Origin of the sequence: Thalassolituus sp. UBA6592, assembly GCF_002433655.1 — a bacterium.
Classification (GTDB): Bacteria; Pseudomonadota; Gammaproteobacteria; order Pseudomonadales; family Oceanobacteraceae; genus Venatoribacter.
This window is the reverse complement of sequence record NZ_DJIO01000115.1, coordinates 1-16,642: the sequence shown is the minus strand read 5'-3', so window position 1 is coordinate 16,642 and position 16,642 is coordinate 1. Positions and strand designations below refer to the sequence as shown.

General features: G+C 52.7%; 17 protein-coding genes. 4 read left to right on the top strand and 13 right to left on the bottom strand.

What is annotated here, in order from left to right; translation table 11 throughout:
• Positions 1-57 precede the first annotated feature (57 nt).
• From hisS to B2Z72_RS10895, 9 genes are all read right to left on the bottom strand, one after another.
• Positions 58-1,338 carry a histidine--tRNA ligase gene (gene hisS / locus B2Z72_RS10935; protein ID WP_296981423.1) on the bottom strand — a complete coding sequence of 427 codons (1,281 nt, stop codon included), beginning with the start codon at positions 1,336-1,338 and terminating at the stop codon, positions 58-60.
• A 40-nt stretch (positions 1,339-1,378) separates the two neighbouring features.
• Complete coding sequence (ispG, locus tag B2Z72_RS10930; RefSeq protein WP_296981421.1) at positions 1,379-2,500, bottom strand: flavodoxin-dependent (E)-4-hydroxy-3-methylbut-2-enyl-diphosphate synthase; 1,122 nt, start codon at positions 2,498-2,500, stop codon at positions 1,379-1,381.
• Entirely contained in the window at positions 2,497-3,291 is a 795-nt protein-coding gene (locus tag B2Z72_RS10925; protein WP_296981420.1) for a tetratricopeptide repeat protein, read from the bottom strand. The genes ispG and B2Z72_RS10925 overlap by 4 nt, the downstream gene beginning before the upstream one ends.
• On the bottom strand, positions 3,291-4,424 hold the full coding sequence (gene rlmN, locus B2Z72_RS10920; RefSeq protein WP_296981419.1) for a 23S rRNA (adenine(2503)-C(2))-methyltransferase RlmN: 1,134 nt from the start codon (positions 4,422-4,424) through the stop codon (positions 3,291-3,293). Before rlmN ends, B2Z72_RS10925 begins: the two co-directional genes overlap by 1 nt.
• Before the next feature lie 72 nt (positions 4,425-4,496).
• A complete protein-coding gene (gene ndk / locus B2Z72_RS10915; RefSeq protein ID WP_296981418.1) occupies positions 4,497-4,922 on the bottom strand; it encodes a nucleoside-diphosphate kinase in 426 nt (141 codons plus the stop codon).
• A gap of 194 nt (positions 4,923-5,116) precedes the next feature.
• Positions 5,117-6,280 (bottom strand): aminotransferase class V-fold PLP-dependent enzyme, encoded by a 1,164-nt coding sequence (locus B2Z72_RS10910; protein ID WP_297004791.1) that lies wholly within the window; start codon positions 6,278-6,280, stop codon positions 5,117-5,119.
• 115 nt (positions 6,281-6,395) lie between these two features.
• On the bottom strand, positions 6,396-6,893 hold the full coding sequence (gene iscR, locus B2Z72_RS10905) for a Fe-S cluster assembly transcriptional regulator IscR (RefSeq protein ID WP_296981412.1): 498 nt from the start codon (positions 6,891-6,893) through the stop codon (positions 6,396-6,398).
• A gap of 61 nt (positions 6,894-6,954) precedes the next feature.
• Positions 6,955-7,815, bottom strand: a complete 861-nt coding sequence (gene cysE / locus B2Z72_RS10900) for a serine O-acetyltransferase (protein WP_296981408.1) — start codon at positions 7,813-7,815, stop codon at positions 6,955-6,957.
• Positions 7,812-8,636, bottom strand: a complete 825-nt coding sequence (locus B2Z72_RS10895) for an RNA methyltransferase (protein WP_296981407.1) — start codon at positions 8,634-8,636, stop codon at positions 7,812-7,814. Before B2Z72_RS10895 ends, cysE begins: the two co-directional genes overlap by 4 nt.
• A 149-nt stretch (positions 8,637-8,785) precedes the next feature.
• Here B2Z72_RS10895 and B2Z72_RS10890 point away from each other — a divergent pair, with 149 nt between their 5' ends.
• Both B2Z72_RS10890 and B2Z72_RS10885 read left to right on the top strand, forming a co-directional pair.
• The gene (locus B2Z72_RS10890; RefSeq protein ID WP_296981405.1) at positions 8,786-9,559 is read left to right on the top strand and encodes an inositol monophosphatase family protein; all 774 of its coding nucleotides are present in this window, start codon (positions 8,786-8,788) and stop codon (positions 9,557-9,559) included.
• A 69-nt stretch (positions 9,560-9,628) separates the two neighbouring features.
• The gene (locus tag B2Z72_RS10885; RefSeq protein WP_296981404.1) at positions 9,629-9,781 is read left to right on the top strand and encodes a hypothetical protein; all 153 of its coding nucleotides are present in this window, start codon (positions 9,629-9,631) and stop codon (positions 9,779-9,781) included.
• Positions 9,782-9,877: 96 nt separating this feature from the next.
• Here B2Z72_RS10885 and B2Z72_RS10880 read toward each other — a convergent pair whose 3' ends face one another.
• Entirely contained in the window at positions 9,878-10,336 is a 459-nt protein-coding gene (locus tag B2Z72_RS10880) for a cold shock domain-containing protein (protein ID WP_296981402.1), read from the bottom strand.
• Positions 10,337-10,481: 145 nt separating this feature from the next.
• Here B2Z72_RS10880 and B2Z72_RS10875 point away from each other — a divergent pair, with 145 nt between their 5' ends.
• On the top strand, positions 10,482-10,742 hold the full coding sequence (locus tag B2Z72_RS10875; protein WP_296981400.1) for a SlyX family protein: 261 nt from the start codon (positions 10,482-10,484) through the stop codon (positions 10,740-10,742).
• Positions 10,743-11,565: 823 nt separating this feature from the next.
• Entirely contained in the window at positions 11,566-14,145 is a 2,580-nt protein-coding gene (plsB, locus tag B2Z72_RS10870; protein WP_296981398.1) for a glycerol-3-phosphate 1-O-acyltransferase PlsB, read from the top strand.
• A 56-nt stretch (positions 14,146-14,201) separates the two neighbouring features.
• Here plsB and B2Z72_RS10865 read toward each other — a convergent pair whose 3' ends face one another.
• Genes B2Z72_RS10865 through tsaB form a run of 3 tightly spaced genes read right to left on the bottom strand, consistent with a single transcriptional unit; the run spans position 14,202 to position 16,501 of the window.
• Complete coding sequence (locus B2Z72_RS10865; protein WP_296981397.1) at positions 14,202-14,987, bottom strand: class I SAM-dependent methyltransferase; 786 nt, start codon at positions 14,985-14,987, stop codon at positions 14,202-14,204.
• 8 nt (positions 14,988-14,995) lie between these two features.
• Complete coding sequence (locus tag B2Z72_RS10860) at positions 14,996-15,793, bottom strand: undecaprenyl-diphosphate phosphatase (RefSeq protein WP_296981395.1); 798 nt, start codon at positions 15,791-15,793, stop codon at positions 14,996-14,998.
• A 15-nt stretch (positions 15,794-15,808) separates the two neighbouring features.
• Positions 15,809-16,501 carry a tRNA (adenosine(37)-N6)-threonylcarbamoyltransferase complex dimerization subunit type 1 TsaB gene (tsaB, locus tag B2Z72_RS10855; RefSeq protein WP_296981394.1) on the bottom strand — a complete coding sequence of 231 codons (693 nt, stop codon included), beginning with the start codon at positions 16,499-16,501 and terminating at the stop codon, positions 15,809-15,811.
• Positions 16,502-16,642: the final 141 nt, after the last annotated feature.

The window sequence follows — 16,642 nt, the reverse complement described above, 5'->3', positions numbered from 1 at the left end:
CTCCGTGCGTGTGTTTTTATTTCACTGCCGGCAAACCACCGGCCTGTTTTTTAATGGTTAAAAAATTTCTTTGGCAATCCAGTCGCCGACTTCAGCAGCCGGGACGGTTTCCTGACCCGCTTCACCACGCAGATCCTTAACCGTTACTGTACCGGCTGCGACTTCGTCTTCGCCCAGCAGAAGGGCAATGCGTGCACCACTTTTATCAGCCTTTTTCATCTGGCTTTTAAAGCTGCCACCGCCACAGTTGGTCTGCACCCGCAGCCAGCTGTGATCATCACGTAACTGGTCAGCTAACAGAAGCGCGGCGCGGGCGCTGCTCTCACCCATCGGACAGATATAAACGTCCAGAGTATTGAGCACTTCTTCAGGAATCAGTTCCAGAGTTTCCAGCAACAGAATCAGACGCTCAACACCCATGGCAAAACCGACTGCCGGTGTTGGCTTACCGCCCAGTTGCTCAACCAGACCATCATAACGTCCACCGGCACACACGGTGCCCTGGGAACCGAGTTGGTCAGTTACCCATTCGAATACGGTTTTGCAGTAATAATCCAGACCGCGCACCAGACGCTGGTTAATTTCGTATTTCACACCCGCGGCATCCAGAATGCTGCGCAGCAGGTCGAAATGTTCGCGGCTTTCGTCATCGAGATGATCATGCAACTGTGGCGCATCCGCCAGCAGTGCCTGAGTGGCCGGATCTTTGCTGTCCAGTACACGCAGCGGATTACTGTCGAGGCGACGCTGGCTGTCTTCATCCAGCTGGTCTTTACGCTCGCCGAGGAATTCAACCAGTGCATCGCGGTACTTAGCACGCGCTTCGTTACTGCCCAGCGTATTCAGCTGCAGAGTAACGTGTTCACTCAGCCCCAGCATTTTCCACAGACGCGCCGTCATCAGAATAACTTCAGCATCGATATCGGCCGTGGCCATACCAAAGGTTTCCACACCGATCTGATAAAACTGGCGGTAACGACCTTTCTGCGGACGCTCGTGGCGGAACATCGGACCTGTGTACCACAGACGCTGAGTCTGGTTATACAGCAGACCATGTTCTTCACAGGCACGTACACAGCTGGCAGTCCCTTCCGGACGCAGGGTCAGGCTGTCGCCGTTGCGGTCGTCGAAGGTGTACATTTCTTTTTCGACGATGTCGGTAACTTCACCGATGGAGCGTTTAAACAGCGCAGTCTGCTCCACAACCGGCATACGGATTTCATCGTAACCGTAGGAAGCCAGCAACTCTTTTACTGTGCCTTCCAGATACTGCCATACCGGGCTTTGTGCCGGCAGAATATCGTTCATGCCACGGATGGCCTGGATTTTCTTTGCCATTAGTCGTCTTTAATCCGTTTCTGTTTTCGCAGTTCAGTACTTATTCGGCGGTACTGGCGATCAGGTTTTCACGTTCTTTTTCAAGGTTGTCGGCGCGTTCACGAATCATTCGTTCAAGGTCGTCAACCAGAGTTTCGTTGGTCACTTTACCGGCCGGTTTACCATCGATGTAAACCAGGTTTGGCTGGCCGCCAGTGAGACCGAGATCCACTTCTTTGGCTTCACCCGGACCATTTACCACACAACCAATCACAGCCACACTCATATCCGTGCGGATATCTTCCACACGCATTTCCAGCTCGTTCATGGTTTTGATCACATCAAAGTTCTGACGTGAACAGCTTGGACAGGCAATAAAGTTGATGCCGCGGGAACGCAGTTTCAGTGACTTGAGCATATCCCAGCCGACTTTCACTTCTTCTACCGGATCAGCCGCCAGAGACACACGGATGGTATCGCCGATACCTTCCCACAGTAACAGCCCCAGACCGATGGACGATTTCACCGTACCACCGCGCAGGCCACCGGCTTCGGTGATACCCAGGTGCAGCGGCTGTTCAATCTGTGAGGCGATCTGTTTGTAAGCGGCCACTGTCATAAAAATATCAGAGGCTTTCAGGCTTAATTTGAAATCAGGGAAATTCAGGCGATCGAGAATATCGATATGACGCATGGCCGATTCCACCAGAGCTTCCGATGTCGGCTCGCCATATTTTTTCTGCAGATCTTTTTCCAGTGAACCGGCATTGACGCCGATACGGATCGGAATATTTTTATCGCGGGCGGCGTCAACCACCGAACGAACGCGGTCTTCACGGCCAATATTACCCGGGTTAATGCGCAGGCAATCCACACCCAGCTCGGCGACACGCAGAGCAATGCGGTAATCAAAATGAATATCCGCCACCAGAGGTACATTGACCTGCTGACGGATCTTACCGAAGGCATCCGCGGCGTCCATCGTCGGCACAGAAACACGAACAATATCCGCACCTGCATCCTGTGCGCGCTGAATCTGCGCCACCGTGGCGGCAACATCACAGGTGTCAGTGTTTGTCATGGTCTGTATGGCAATCGGCGCATCGCCGCCCACCGGTACATCCCCCACCCAGATTTTACGGCTTTTGCGCCGTTTAATCGGATTTACAAACTGCGTACTCATTGAGTCACTCCGGACAAAGACTGGATATAGAGCTTATATTCCCGGGATTGCGGGAAGTTCTGTTTCAGGTCACTGGCATATCCGGCTGCACGACTGGCCTGACCATGGATATTGGCCAATTTAATGCCCAGCCACAGACTGTGAGACGTATGCTGTGTCTGATCCCGGGCAACCATCCGATCAAAGCGGTCGAAATATTTTTGCGATTCGTCAAATCTCTGAGCGTCGAACAACAGATTGGATACATTCATCAACGCTTCTGTATTGTACGGTGCTATACGCAGAGTCTGGCCGTAAGTCTGAATGGTTTCCTGCGTTTTACCCTGCAGATAATAATTCGTAGCGCGGTCATTACTGGCCGAGGCACGCCCTTCGTAATAAGGATTCTCAGCAACTTTGCGCAATTCATCTTCGGCATCATCGTAACGCTTCAGCTGAGTATAAAGACGACCCAGATGGTGTCGGGCGAGCACATAGGATGAATCTTCCCGCAGCGCCTTTTTGAAAAACTCTTCGGCCAGATCAAATTCACTTTCGGTTTGCCACAACAGGCCCATAGCATCGTTAGCCGGTGCGTAACTGTCATCGATGGATAATGCTTTTTGTAAACGCTTACGCGCCAGATCCGGACGGTTACGGTTCAGGTAACCCAGACCCAGCTGAGTGTAATTTTCGACTGCTTTTTCCGGCGACTTTTTCTTTGTCAGGCGGCTTTCCGTTACTGTCACACAGGATGCCAGGGTAAGGCTGACCAGTAAAACCAATACAGAGCTGATAAAACGTTTAATCACTATGCATTCCCTCTGGTTGATGTGTCGTCGACCTGTACGGCATCAATATAACGGGCACTGCGACGCGTACGGTCCTGTACTTTGCCTACCAGCTGTCCACAGGCGGCATCAATATCATCGCCACGTGTCGAACGGATAGTGGCAACATGATTCTGGCTGATCAGATAATCGCGGAACTTGTAAACCCGGTTATTGCTCGGGCGTTTGTAGCCGGAATTCGGGAATGGATTAAATGGAATCAGGTTAATTTTGCAGGGAACCTGCTTCAACAGCTCGGCCAGTTCAACCGCACACTCCATCGTGTCGTTCACACCATCAATCAAAGTGTATTCAATGGTCGCTTTACGTTTATCCGGCAGTTTGCCCAGATAACGGTTGGTGGCGGCAATCAATTCTTTCAGCGGGTATTTTTTGTTCAGCGGCACCAGCTGATTACGCAGCGCATCGTTTGGCGCATGCAGGGATACCGCAAGGGAAACGTCAATCACGTCACCCAGTTTATCCATCATTGGTACGACACCGGAGGTGCTCAATGTCACCCGGCGCTTGGATAAACCATAAGCGTTGTCTTCCATCATCAGCTGCATGGCGTCGACAACGTTATCAAAATTCAGTAATGGCTCGCCCATACCCATCATTACCACGTTGGTAATGCGGCGTTCGCGGCGTTCACCCGGCTCGTGGAAACTCATGGCCGCGACATACAGCTGACCAATAATCTCAGCGACGCTCAGATCACGGTTAAAGCCCTGTTTACCGGTGGAGCAGAAACTGCAGTCCAGGGAACAGCCAATCTGCGAGCTGACACACAGGGTGCCACGTTCGTTTTCCGGGATATAAACGGTTTCGACAGCACTGCCGCCGTCCATGCGCATCACCCATTTGCGCGTTCCGTCTTTGGAGAAATCTTCGTAAATCACTTCCGGAAGGCGTACTTCACACACCTTCGACAGTTTTTCCCGCAGAGGCTTGCTCATATTGGTCATTTTGTCGAAGTCGGATTCGCCGTACTGATGTATCCATTTCAGCATTTGCTGGGCACGGAACTTCTTCTCACCCAGATTGGCAAAGAAGGCTTCCATTTTGGTGGGCGACAGCCCCAGCAGATTAACTTTTTCGTTGCTTTCAGACATCAGCAGATACCAGACAGAGTTTGGCGTTAAGAGCAGTCAGAGGGCCACAGGCCCCCTGAGTTCCGCGCCGAATTAACGTGCGCAGATTTCTTCTGCAGAGAAGAAGTAAGCGATTTCGCGCTCAGCAGATGCTGCAGAGTCAGAACCGTGTACTGCGTTTGCATCGATGCTTTCTGCGAAGTCAGCACGGATAGTGCCGGCAGCCGCTTCTTTAGGGTTAGTTGCACCCATCAGTTCGCGGTTAGCAGCGATAGCGTTTTCGCCTTCCAGAACCTGTACAACAACAGGACCAGAAGTCATGAAGCCAACCAGATCTTTGAAGAAAGGACGCTCTTTGTGCTCAGCGTAGAAACCACCGGCTTTTTCGTCGTCCAGCTTGATCATTTTAGCGGCAACTACTTTCAGGCCAGCTTTTTCAAAGCGGGTCAGGATTTCACCGATTACGTTTTTGGCCACTGCATCCGGTTTGATGATGGACAAAGTGCGTTCAACAGCCATTTTTAGCTCCAGAATTAATCAATTTTAGGGGTTAGAGGATCAAAACCCGCGGATTATACGCACCTTTTGATGAAAGTTGTACGTGTCCCGGGGGTTCTGAAGGAAATTTTGGCACTGATTTTGTTAAGGTTTTTGCTCAGCGGGTACAACGGCCACTAAAAGGCCTCAGCAGGACCAGCGCTGACAGCGCCTGCTCAGCCTCTCAGCGCAGTTACCACGCGGCTTACCTCGGCAATTGCAGCATCGATATCGTCTTCACTGGTGAAGCGTCCGAGACTGAAACGGAGCCCCGCATGAGCCAGATCATCGCTGCGGCCAATGGCCTTCAGTACATAAGATGGCGCGACGGTGGCCGAGTTACAGGCGGAGCCCGACGAGACAGCGACCTTCGCCAGCGAAGCCAGCAGAATTTCACCATCGACACCGGCAAAACTCACGTTCAGATGATTGGCAGAGCCGTGCACCGCATGGCCGTTAAGATAAACGTCACCGATCGCTTCCAGCCCCTGCCAGAGTTTGTTGCGCAAAGCACGGATCCGCGCTTCGTCAGTGGCCTGTTCTTCCGCAACAATACGTGCTGCTTCACCCAGACCGACCAGCTGATGCGTCGCCAGCGTACCGGAACGCATACCACGCTCATGACCACCACCGTGAATCTGGGCGGCCAGTTTCACCTGTGGTTCACGGCGCACGAACAAAGCGCCAATGCCTTTAGGGCCATAGAACTTATGCGCCGACACAGACATCAGGTCAACATCCCAGGCTTTTACGTCCACCGGAATTTTGCCTACCGCCTGAGCGGCATCCACATGCAGCAGAGCCGGATGATCGTTCAGCAGCGCAGAGACTGCGGCAATGTCGGTGATGGTACCCAGCTCATTATTGACAGCCATCAGACTGACCAGACAGGTGTTATCACGCAATGCGTCTTTCACCTGTTGCGGGTCAATCAGACCATCCGCATCCGGTGTCAGCAGAGTTACTTCCACATTCTGGTGCTTTTCCAGCCATTTACACGGATCAAGCACCGCTTTGTGTTCGATCGCCGACGTAATAATGTGCAGCGGACCCTGTACCTGCTCAGCGTCACGCAGGTGCTCAACCACGCCTTTCAGAGCCAGGTTGTTGCTCTCAGTGGCGCCAGAGGTCCAGACAATTTCGCGCGGATCAGCATTCAACAGATCAGCCAGCTGGCGACGGGCGCTTTCCCCCGCCTGCTCCGCCTGCCAGCCATAACGGTGGGAACGGGAAGCAGGATTACCGAAGTTGCCGTCCATCGTCAGACAGGCAGCCATAGCCTCAGCAACACGAGGGTCAACGGGAGTGGTCGCAGCGTAATCGAAATACAGGGCTTTCATGATGGTTCCGGGCTGATCTGAAACCGGGCATTGTCCGCGCCCGCGCCTTCAGGTCAAGTGGAGACGGCACCCATCCGGGTGCCGGAGGTATAAAGTCAGCGGTTTACGCCAGCCATCAGGCTGATTGCGCCTGACTCTCTTGTTCTGTTTCTTCAACCGCCTGAATGCGGTTACTGCCGGACTGACCCTGACGGTCGGCGATCAGACGGATCTCTTCGCGCTCAATCAGACCGGATAAAGTAATGCCGGACAGGAAGTCGTGAATCTGATCACTCAGATCCAGCCACAGATGATGCGTCAGACATGGCTGACCATCCTGGCAATCGCCACGGCGATTACAGCGGGTTGCATCCATGGATTCGTTTACTGCATCCACGATGTCGGCGACATTGATCTGTGCACTCTCGCGGCTCAGGCGGTAACCGCCGCCCGGACCACGGACACTGGCGACCAATCCATTACGGCGCAGCTTGGCAAACAACTGCTCCAGATAGGAAAGGGAGATTCCCTGACGACCGGAAATATCATTAAGACTGACCGGCCCCTGCTGAGCATGAATCGCCAGATCCAGCATGGCAGTCACAGCATAGCGTCCTTTAGTCGTTAATCGCATGAGTAATCCCCTGTATTAAGTAATGACTTATTATGCCCAAATCCGACAAATTCAGTCAACTTTAAAGCGCCCTGTCCTGTTCATTGTCAGTCTTGTCAGCCGCCTGTTCCTGCTGATCCTCCTGACGGATGGCTTCACGGGCCACTTCTTTCAGTTCTGCATAGGCATCATTAAGACTGACGAAGGTCTCTTCTTCAAGCTTGGGCAAGGCATCAGAGCAACTGGTGTTACCCATTTCTGCCAACGCTTTGCACATAGTATCAATCTTGCTGTCTACCGCGTTCATGTGATCCATCAGGTTATGGATGGATCGCGCAATCGGGTCCGGCATTTCGTCGGCTATACCGTAGGCGTCGAAGCCAATCTTTTCGGCGATGAGGCGACGTTTTTCCAGTGTTTCATCGCCGGCTTTACGGATAATACGACCCGGAATCCCCACCACGGTTGCACTGTCCGGCACTTCTTTGGTGACGACCGCATTGGAGCCGATACGGGCATTCTCACCAACAATGATCGGACCGAGCACTTTGGCACCGGCACCCACAACCACGCCATTGCGCAGCGTCGGGTGACGCTTGCCTTTATTCCAGGTGGTACCCCCCAGCGTAACGCCATGATACAACGTGCAGTCGTCGCCGATCTCTGCTGTCTCACCGATCACCACACCCATGCCATGGTCAATAAAGAAGCGGCGGCCAATGGTTGCGCCGGGATGGATCTCAATACCCGTCATCCAGCGGCTGAAGGTCGACAATAAACGCGCCAGCCACTTCATTCCCTTGCGCCAAAGCCAGTTGGCGATACGGTAATGCAGAATAGCGTGCAAACCCGGATAGGTAGTCAACACCTCAAACGTATTGCGGGCTGCCGGGTCACGCTCAAAAACACTGGCGATATCTTCACGCAGTTGTTTGATACTCACTTACTTTCACCTTCTTGTGTTGTGCTGTTGCCAGCATCTGAGGCTGGTATATTGTTCTTGTCCCGGGCTTTTCCGCCATGCAGTTGCTTTTGCACTGTGGCCAGCATACCGCGCAGGATGTTTACTTCGGTTTTGTCCATCGCCGCACGCTGGTACAGGCGGCGCATGCGCGACATCAATTGTTTGGGAGTATCGGGGTCAAGAAAGCCGATATCAACCAGCGCAGATTCCATATGCTGAAACAGTCCTTCCAATTCCGCGTGCGTTGCCAGCGGATGATCCCAGGGCACCCCCCAGACACCGTCTTCTTCGTCAGCATCAGTCCCGGCAGGTTCCGCCAGTGCCAGACGCATTTCGTAACACAGCACCTGAATCGCCTGCGCCACATTAAGAGAAGAAAATGACTCCTCCGTGGGAATGTGCACGTGGGCCGTACACAGATGCAGCTCTTCATTGGTCAGGCCGCGGGACTCACGCCCGAACACCAATGCCACTTCATTACCGGCCGGAATCATCTCACGGGCTTTGGCTGCTGACTGCCGTGGTGTCATCAGCGGCCACGGAATATGCCGGCTGCGCGCCGACGTGCCGATGATCAAAGAGCAGTCCGCTACGGCTTCCTCTAATGTCGGTACGATCACAGCGTTGTGCAGGATATCCTCTGCGCGGGAGGAGCGCTGAATCGCCTCTTCATCGATAGCGGCAATCGGATCCACCAACACCAGCCGGCTGAGCCCCATGTTCTTCATTGCCCGGGCAGCCGCTCCGATGTTGCCGGAATGGGTGGTATTCACCATGACAATGCGTATCTGATCTAGCATAAAAAAGCGGAATCCTGCGACGTATCCGGCTAAGCGGATAAAGGAAAAATTGAAAGGGCGTGAAGTGTAACGTAAAACCGCCCTTGCTAACCAGTTCGGTGCTGATATAATCCCGCGCCCCAAAATGTTCTTTAAGAGACAGAAGCCCTATGCAACCCATGGTGAACCTGGCGTTGCGCGCTGCGCGTAATGCTGGCCAAGACCTGGTCCGCCGTCTGGACCGTTTCGATTCTGCCCAGAGCACGGATCAGGAAAAAGCAAAGTTTATTGCAGACTGCACCATTGGTCTGGAAAAGAGCATCATCTTCGAACTGAAGAAAGCCCTGCCTGAGCACAACTTTGCTGGTCGTGAAACCGGCCGCAACATTGAGAATAACGATCAGCCAACCTGGCAGATCTGCGTGATTGATGACATCGCCAACTTCCGCGTAGGCATTCCGTCTTTTGCCATCATTATCAGCTGCGTGGCCAACGGTAAAACTGAGCACGCCGTTGTTGTTAACCCAATCAATGGTGATGAGTTTACTGCTTCCCGTGGTCGTGGCTCTCAGCTGAACAACCGTCGTATTCGTTGCAGTAACATCAATGCCCTGAGCGATGCCATTGTTGGTTATACCCAGCCAATGGGTACTAACGATTCAGCACTCGACCAGCGCCAGCGTACTCAACGCCTGATGACCCGCGCTTACGATCTGCGCAACATCGGCTCTAACGCGCTGTCCATCTGCTACGTAGCTGCCGACCGTTTTCAGGCTGCCATGCTCAGCGATGTCGACGAGTATGCGCTCAGCGCTGCCGGTCTGGTCGCCTCTGAAGCCGGCTGTCTGATGTCCGAAGTGTCTGGCCAGCCAATGCTGAAAGCACCAGCCAACCTGGTTGTCAGCAATCCTCGTCTGCTGAAGGCTCTTCTCGCCCGCGACTAACCTGTCAGCCAGTGGCAACTTCCTGCGGAATTTCTACAGTCAATGTATAGGTTCTGCAGGAGTGACCCGATGACCTTCTGGCAACATATCACCGAAATTCTGCAATGGCTGGGCGAAGCCCAATGCGACGACCCGTATCGTGTCGCCCGGATCAACCGCGCCTGTCCGCTGCGCAAAATTGCAGCTCAGGTAAAGCCCGCGCCACAGAAACAACAGACCTGACGACCGCGGGCCGGTAAAAAACTGCGCATCTGATCTGACGGTCAGGCACAAAAAAAGCGGCTGAAAGCCGCTTTTTTTGTTTTCCGCTGTCCGTATTCAGCGAACCGCTGATACGTCTTCCGCCTGAGGGCCTTTCTGCCCACGAACAACGGTAAACTTAACCCGCTGACCTTCCGTCAGTGATCGGTGACCCTGACCACGAATCGAGCGGAAGTGGACAAACACATCCTCACCTTCGTCCCAGGTAATAAAACCAAAACCTTTTTTGACGTTAAACCATTTAACAACGCCGCGCTCACGGCCGTCTTCCACATCCTGCTCAACCACAGTACCGCTGTTACGGAAACGGCGACGACGGGATGGCGACAGCTGCACAGACACAATACTGATGACGAAACCAAACACGGCCACCAGGAACAGAAACATCTTCATGCCTTCGATCGCCATCACGCTGCCTTCAACCTGCAGGCCGGTGACCACTTTCGGTAAAACTACAGCAACCAAACCTGCCAATAACACCGCACTGACCAGTGCTATTAAAATTCTTCTCAACATAATTTTGCCCATGCCTTCTCTCATATCGCTGTTATTATCACATCTGAATCGGAATACTGGCTGTAAAAGCCGTGTAACGAGTGGGCTATGAAAGCCCAATTCATTAAAAAAATCAACACGATAGCAAAGGGGTATAAAGCATCCTATGAGCCATTCAGAGCAAGGGCATAAAAGCCTGCAGACCACGGATGACGCGGCTCAGCGCCGGATTGACGAACTCGAAGTGAAGCTGGCCTTCATGGAGGAAACCGTGGACACGCTAAACAGCCAGATGGCGGAGCTGTCGCAACAATTTGATCTTGCCCGTCAGGCAATGCGCATGATGAATAAAAAACTGGAGCAGCTGCAGGCCGATGATGGCCAGGTAAAAGACAGCAGCCAGGAAGCACCGCCCCCTCATTACTGATGAGAGATAGTCAAGGCGCAGGCAGAAAGTGACTGCGCTGAAACCCCTCTTCCATCCAGTTCTCTTTCCTGCCCTCTTTATAGCACCCACGGATAGCAACCACAGATCCGGCGGAGAACACAGGCCTCAAAGAAAGATGCTGATTCAGACTGACCGACAACAACTGTGCATCCTGTACCTGCATACCGAACCAGGATTGTCTGCCTGCAATGTTCGCCAGTCCATATCACATAGTGACATCCGGTTGCTGTGTAGCTAAGAACAGCAGCTAAGGACAGAGGAAAGCCCTCAACGCTGTAACAACACCGCAAAAACAAGCGCAACAGCCCGTATTGGAGCCCACTTTGTTCTTTCCTGCCAGACTGTGTCCGGCACAACGGCTGAATACCGATCATGTCATTGCATGACCCCTTCCCTCGCACTCCCCCTCACGATCACCATCAGCAAAACAACAAGAAAAAATCAGCCATCACGACAAGTGTCGTGGTGTGTCAGAATAACGATGACTTCCACACAAACCTCTCGACACAGACCTCTCCATACAAACCTCTCCACACAAACCTGTGAATAACGCGAAGCAATCCAAACAACCAAGCAGACGGTTTATAAACAACACAAAAGGACAATGAAGCATAAAGTCTGCTTTTTATTTGCATAAGGAGCTGCAGGATTAAATATCGCGCTCCTGCAATTTAAAAATCCACGGCCCTGGTTCACAGAGTCAGATTATTCACCGTTTAAACAAGGCGCTGCACGGGTTAAACTTTCACAGCCCATAAGACAGCAGCATCCGGACTGTCTGTAGCGAATAAAGAGCCATAAGATGAAAATAATCCGAAAATTGCGCAGCGTTCTGTTCCGCGTACAGCAAAAGCTGCTGTACAGCATGATTAAAACCCAGATTATTGGTCCGGATACCAAAGACTTTAATATTGATCCGGATAAACCGGTGATTTACGCCATGCTGTACCCATCCCACGCGGAACAGCTGGTTATTGACCGCGAAGCCAGCCTGAAAGGCTGGGCCAGCCCACAGGATGACCGCGCGGAGCGCCGCCTGCCAGGCAAACCCTGGTTCAGCATTTACCATCGCGCTGCCTTTTTCCGCAAACAGGGAACGCCCATGGTGGCATCCCAACTGGTCCGCCAGACGCAATGGCTGCTGGAAGATGACGAGCGCGACATCCAGATCGTACCAGTACGTGTCTTCTGGGGCCGGGCGCCACAAAAGGAAGGCTCATTTCTGCGTATCTGGTTACAGAATACCGGTGCCATCGGTGGTCGCCTGGCCAAACTGATGGCCATTGTGCTCAATGGCCGCAATACCTTTGTTCATTTCAGCCGTCCGATTTCATTACGCGAGATGGCAGAGTCCGGCCAGAACGCAGAGAAACTGGCCCGCAAAGTAGCGCGGGTACTGCGCGTTCATAACCGCCAGGTATCTGCAGCGGTACTCGGACCAGACCTTTCTCACCGCCGCACCCTGGTACATCAGATTCCTAACCGCCCATTGGTGGTCAAAGCGATTGAAGAAGAAGCGCAAAGCAAAGGTATTTCCAAACTCAAAGCCCAGCAAAAAGCACTTAAGTACGCAGACGAAATCGCCTCCAATATTTCCTATACCAATGTGCGCTTTCTCGACCTGGTACTGACCTGGGTGTGGAATAAGATTTACGACGGTATTGCGTTACACAATATTGAAAACCTGAAAGACGTCATTAAAGACAACGAAATCATTTATGTGCCTTGCCACCGCAGCCACATCGACTATCTGCTGCTGTCGTACGTGCTATACCATCAGGGCCTGCAGCTGCCACAGATCGCTGCAGGCATTAACCTGAATATGCCGGTGGTGGGTTCCATTCTGCGCCGTGGCGGTGCTTTCTTTATGCGCCGTACCTTCCGCGACAATAAACTGTATGCAGCGGTGTTTGACGAATACCTGCACTCAGTCTTTGCCGGCGGTTACGCCACAGAATATTTCGTTGAAGGCGGCCGCTCCCGCACCGGCCGCACCCTGAGTCCGAAAGCCGGCATGCTGGCCATGACATTGCGCAGCTATTTGCGCGATTCACGCAAACCGATCCTGTTTATGCCGGTTTATACCGGCTATGAAAAAGTATTCGAAGCCAACAGCTATCTGGGCGAATTACGCGGTCAGAAAAAGAAAAAAGAAAGCCTGCTCGGCGTGCTGGGCACTCTGCGCTCTCTGAAACGCTCATTTGGCAAAGTGAACGTGACCTTTGGCGATCCGGTCTACCTGACAGAATTTCTGGATCAGCAACAGCCTGACTGGAAAGAGCAGGATTACAGCGATTCTGACTATCGCCCGCAATGGGCACCGGAAGTGGTCGGCCAGCTGGCCAATCAGGTCGTTACCGGTATTAATAACGCCACGTCTGTCAATCCGGTTAACCTGATCGCTCTGAGCATCCTGTCAGCGCCGCGTCAGGCCATGGAAGAAGAACAGCTGATCAGCCAGATGGAAAGTTACCATCGCCTGCTCGCCAGCAACCCATACAGCCACCTCACCAGCCTGCCGGACGGCGATGGCCAGAGCTGGCTCGAATATGGTGAGAAGCTGGACGTCGTCAGCCGCAGTCAGCATCCACTGGGCGACCTGATTCAGACTAATGAACGTCAGGCGGTAACCCTGACCTACTACCGCAACAACGTGCTGCACCTGATCGCACTGCCGTCGTTATTAGCCTGTTTGTTCACCAACAATCAGCGCGCCGGTCTGACCCAGACCCAGGACATCGTCACCTTGCTGTATCCATATTTAAAAGCCGAGCTGTTCCTGCGCTGGGACGAAGCAGAACTGGCAGAAGAAGTGAAGCAATGGCTGACAGTACTGGTCGAGCATGGATATCTCCTGCATAACAGCCGCGGTTATTACGCACCGCCGGCAAGCAGCTACGAATTTGCCATGCTGCAGGGATTGGCCGGCAATATGATGCAAACGCTGGAGCGCTATTTCCTGACACTGAGCATTCTCAGTCAGAAAGGCAGCGGCGAACTCGACGCCACCTCCCTGGAGGAACAGAGCACCCTGCTGGCGCAACGTATCTCTCTGCTGTACGGCATTAACGCGCCGGAGTTTTTTGACAAGAACCTGTTCCGCACACTGATCCGCCAGCTCATCAGCGAACAGCGCCTGGCAAAAGCCACTGACGATAAACTGATATTTGACGATGGCTTGCAGCCGCTGATCGCCAGTCTGGAAGAAATTCTCGACGGTGCATTACGCGAGAGTATCCTGCGCAGCCTGGGAGCAGACTCTGACGATAAAGAACCGGACACGGAAGACACCGCCAATGATGATGCAGAGGCAGATGAAACCGAAGCAACTCCGGCTCAGAAACCTGGCGCAGAAGAGGCAGACGAGAAAAAACAGGATTGATTCGACACAACAGCCGGATAAATTATCCGGCTGTTGTGTCAGCAGGCAGCGGATAGTTATGCCTCTGGCGGCGCGACCTTTGCTTTAACATACACATCAAAGCGATTGGATTTACCGGTAATCGCATAACTTGGCGCACGTCCGGCCAAAGGTTCTGCCTTTCTGGCTCTTTTGACTACCACCCGGCAGCGTGCTGCCTGCCAGGCTGGTCCCAGCAGATCACCAGCATCCGTATCCTGGCCGACAATATCGCGGAACGCCTGCATATCTTTTTTTACTTTCGCAGTTTGTTTCGGATCGTGATCAAACATCGGATCGAGATAAACGATATCCGCCATAAAACCCTGATCACTTTCGTCGCTGATTAATGTCTGGCTTTGGCCATATTTCAAATGGATACGGGCAATAATATCACTGATATCAATATCATTAATTGCCCGTTGCAATCCATCCGCCAGTAATGCAGCGACAACCGGCTGACGTTCAATGGCTGTTACTTCGCAGCCCAGCGTTGCCAGCACAAACGAGTCACGACCAAGACCTGCTGTTGCATCGATGACTGAAGGCTTATAGCTCGAGGAAACACCTATCGCTTTGGCAATATCCTGCCCCATTCCACCGCCGAAGCGACGGCGGTGAGCCACAGCCCCCTCGGAAAAATTCACCTGCACCTGTACTTTGGGGTCATCGCCACTGCGCAGACTCAGCCCGGTAAAATCCAGACACAAATGAAAGCCACCCACTGGCAGTCTGGTGCCCTGTGCCAGAGTCAGGCCATACATATCACACCAGCGCTTTGCCTCCGCCAGTAAGGCGCGGTCAAGACAGATAAGTGAGTACAAGGGCGACCTCAGACAAAAAAGACCATCAGCAGCGCGCCAAGAACCAGCCGGTAAACAACGAACGGCATCATCCCGATCCGGTTGATAAACGCGAGGAAATAATAGATACATAACCAGGCGCTGACCGCGGACACCGCAATACCAATAGCAATAGCACTCCAGTCAACCGGCAGAACAGAATCCATCAGATCCAGTGTTTTTAATCCGCCTGCGGCCAGTATTAATGGAATTGATAATAAGAAAGAAAAACGCGCGGCATCGACCCGTTGCAGACCAATAAATAATGCTGCTGTCATGGTAATACCTGAGCGGGAGGTTCCCGGAATCAAGGCAATTGCCTGAGCAACACCAATAACCAGCGCCATCATCAGCGTCATTTTACCCAGCGTAATACCCTTGCCTTTAACGCGGTCAGCAATACCCAATAAAATACCAAAACCGATTGTCGCCCACGCAATAACAGCCACGGAACGCAGGTTTGCTTCAATCCAATCATCCAGCAACAGACCAGCCAATCCGGCCGGAATGGTCGCCAGAGCAATAAACCAGGCCAGACGTCCATCTGCATTGGGAGTGCGGCTGAAGCCTGTCGTTAACCAGCCACCAATAATGCGCAGGATATCCTGACGGAAATACACAACAACCGCGAGCAACGTCCCGATATGGACTGCAACATCAAATGCCAGGCCCTGATCCTGCCAACCCAGTACCGCCGACGGCAGAATAAGATGCGCTGAACTGGAAATAGGCAGGAATTCGGTCAGTCCCTGCACCAGAGCTAAAACAATAATCTGAAATAAATCCACGGAGGTTCCGCTCCCTTAATTGCGTTTCAGCAGACTTGGCTGCTCATCAAGTTTCTTCCATGCCACGGAATCGCGCAGATAGACAGGCTGGTGCTGTTCTGGTTCAGCAAAAAGCCCCTTATTTTTTGCAACCAGCGCCAGCTTGAGAATGTCACAGGCATCCGGATGACGATCTGCCCATTGTTGGGATAAATGTTTAAACGGCTCCAAAGCCAGACCATCACCCGCCAATTCACCATCGAAAACGGCGATATTCTGCAGGCATAACTCAGGAGCACCTACTTTTTCTTCGGAAACAGGCCGACAAACAGCGCCATCACGCTGATAAATACCCCAGAACACCTCACCCATGTGGGCATCCATCACCACCAGTATTTTTTCTGCCTGGGAGCGTTCAAACACTGACTGCGCCACTGCCTGTAAAGACGAAATACCGGCAACCGGAACATCCAGCGCCATCGCCAGCCCCTGCATTACCGCTGCGGCGATACGAATGCCCGTAAAAGAGCCTGGTCCGCGACCATAAGCAATGGCAGAAATGCTTTCTATTTCCATTCCGGCCTGAGCGATAACTTCGTCAACCATCGGCAATAAACGCTGAGCATGACGGCGAGGCTGAAGCTCTGTGATATTCCACTGCTGATCCCCATCACCCAGGGCGACAGAACAAAGTAATGAAGACGCATCGAGCGCTAATATTAACGACATAACAACACCTGTAACTGAAGCGGCAAGTGTACCACAGCCCATAGCAGCGCTGCCTGGGAGCTTTCAGACAGACATAAAAAAACCCGGCAATGCCCACTGCTGTCCCACAGTTTGGGATTCATATCACGAGCCTCATCTGAG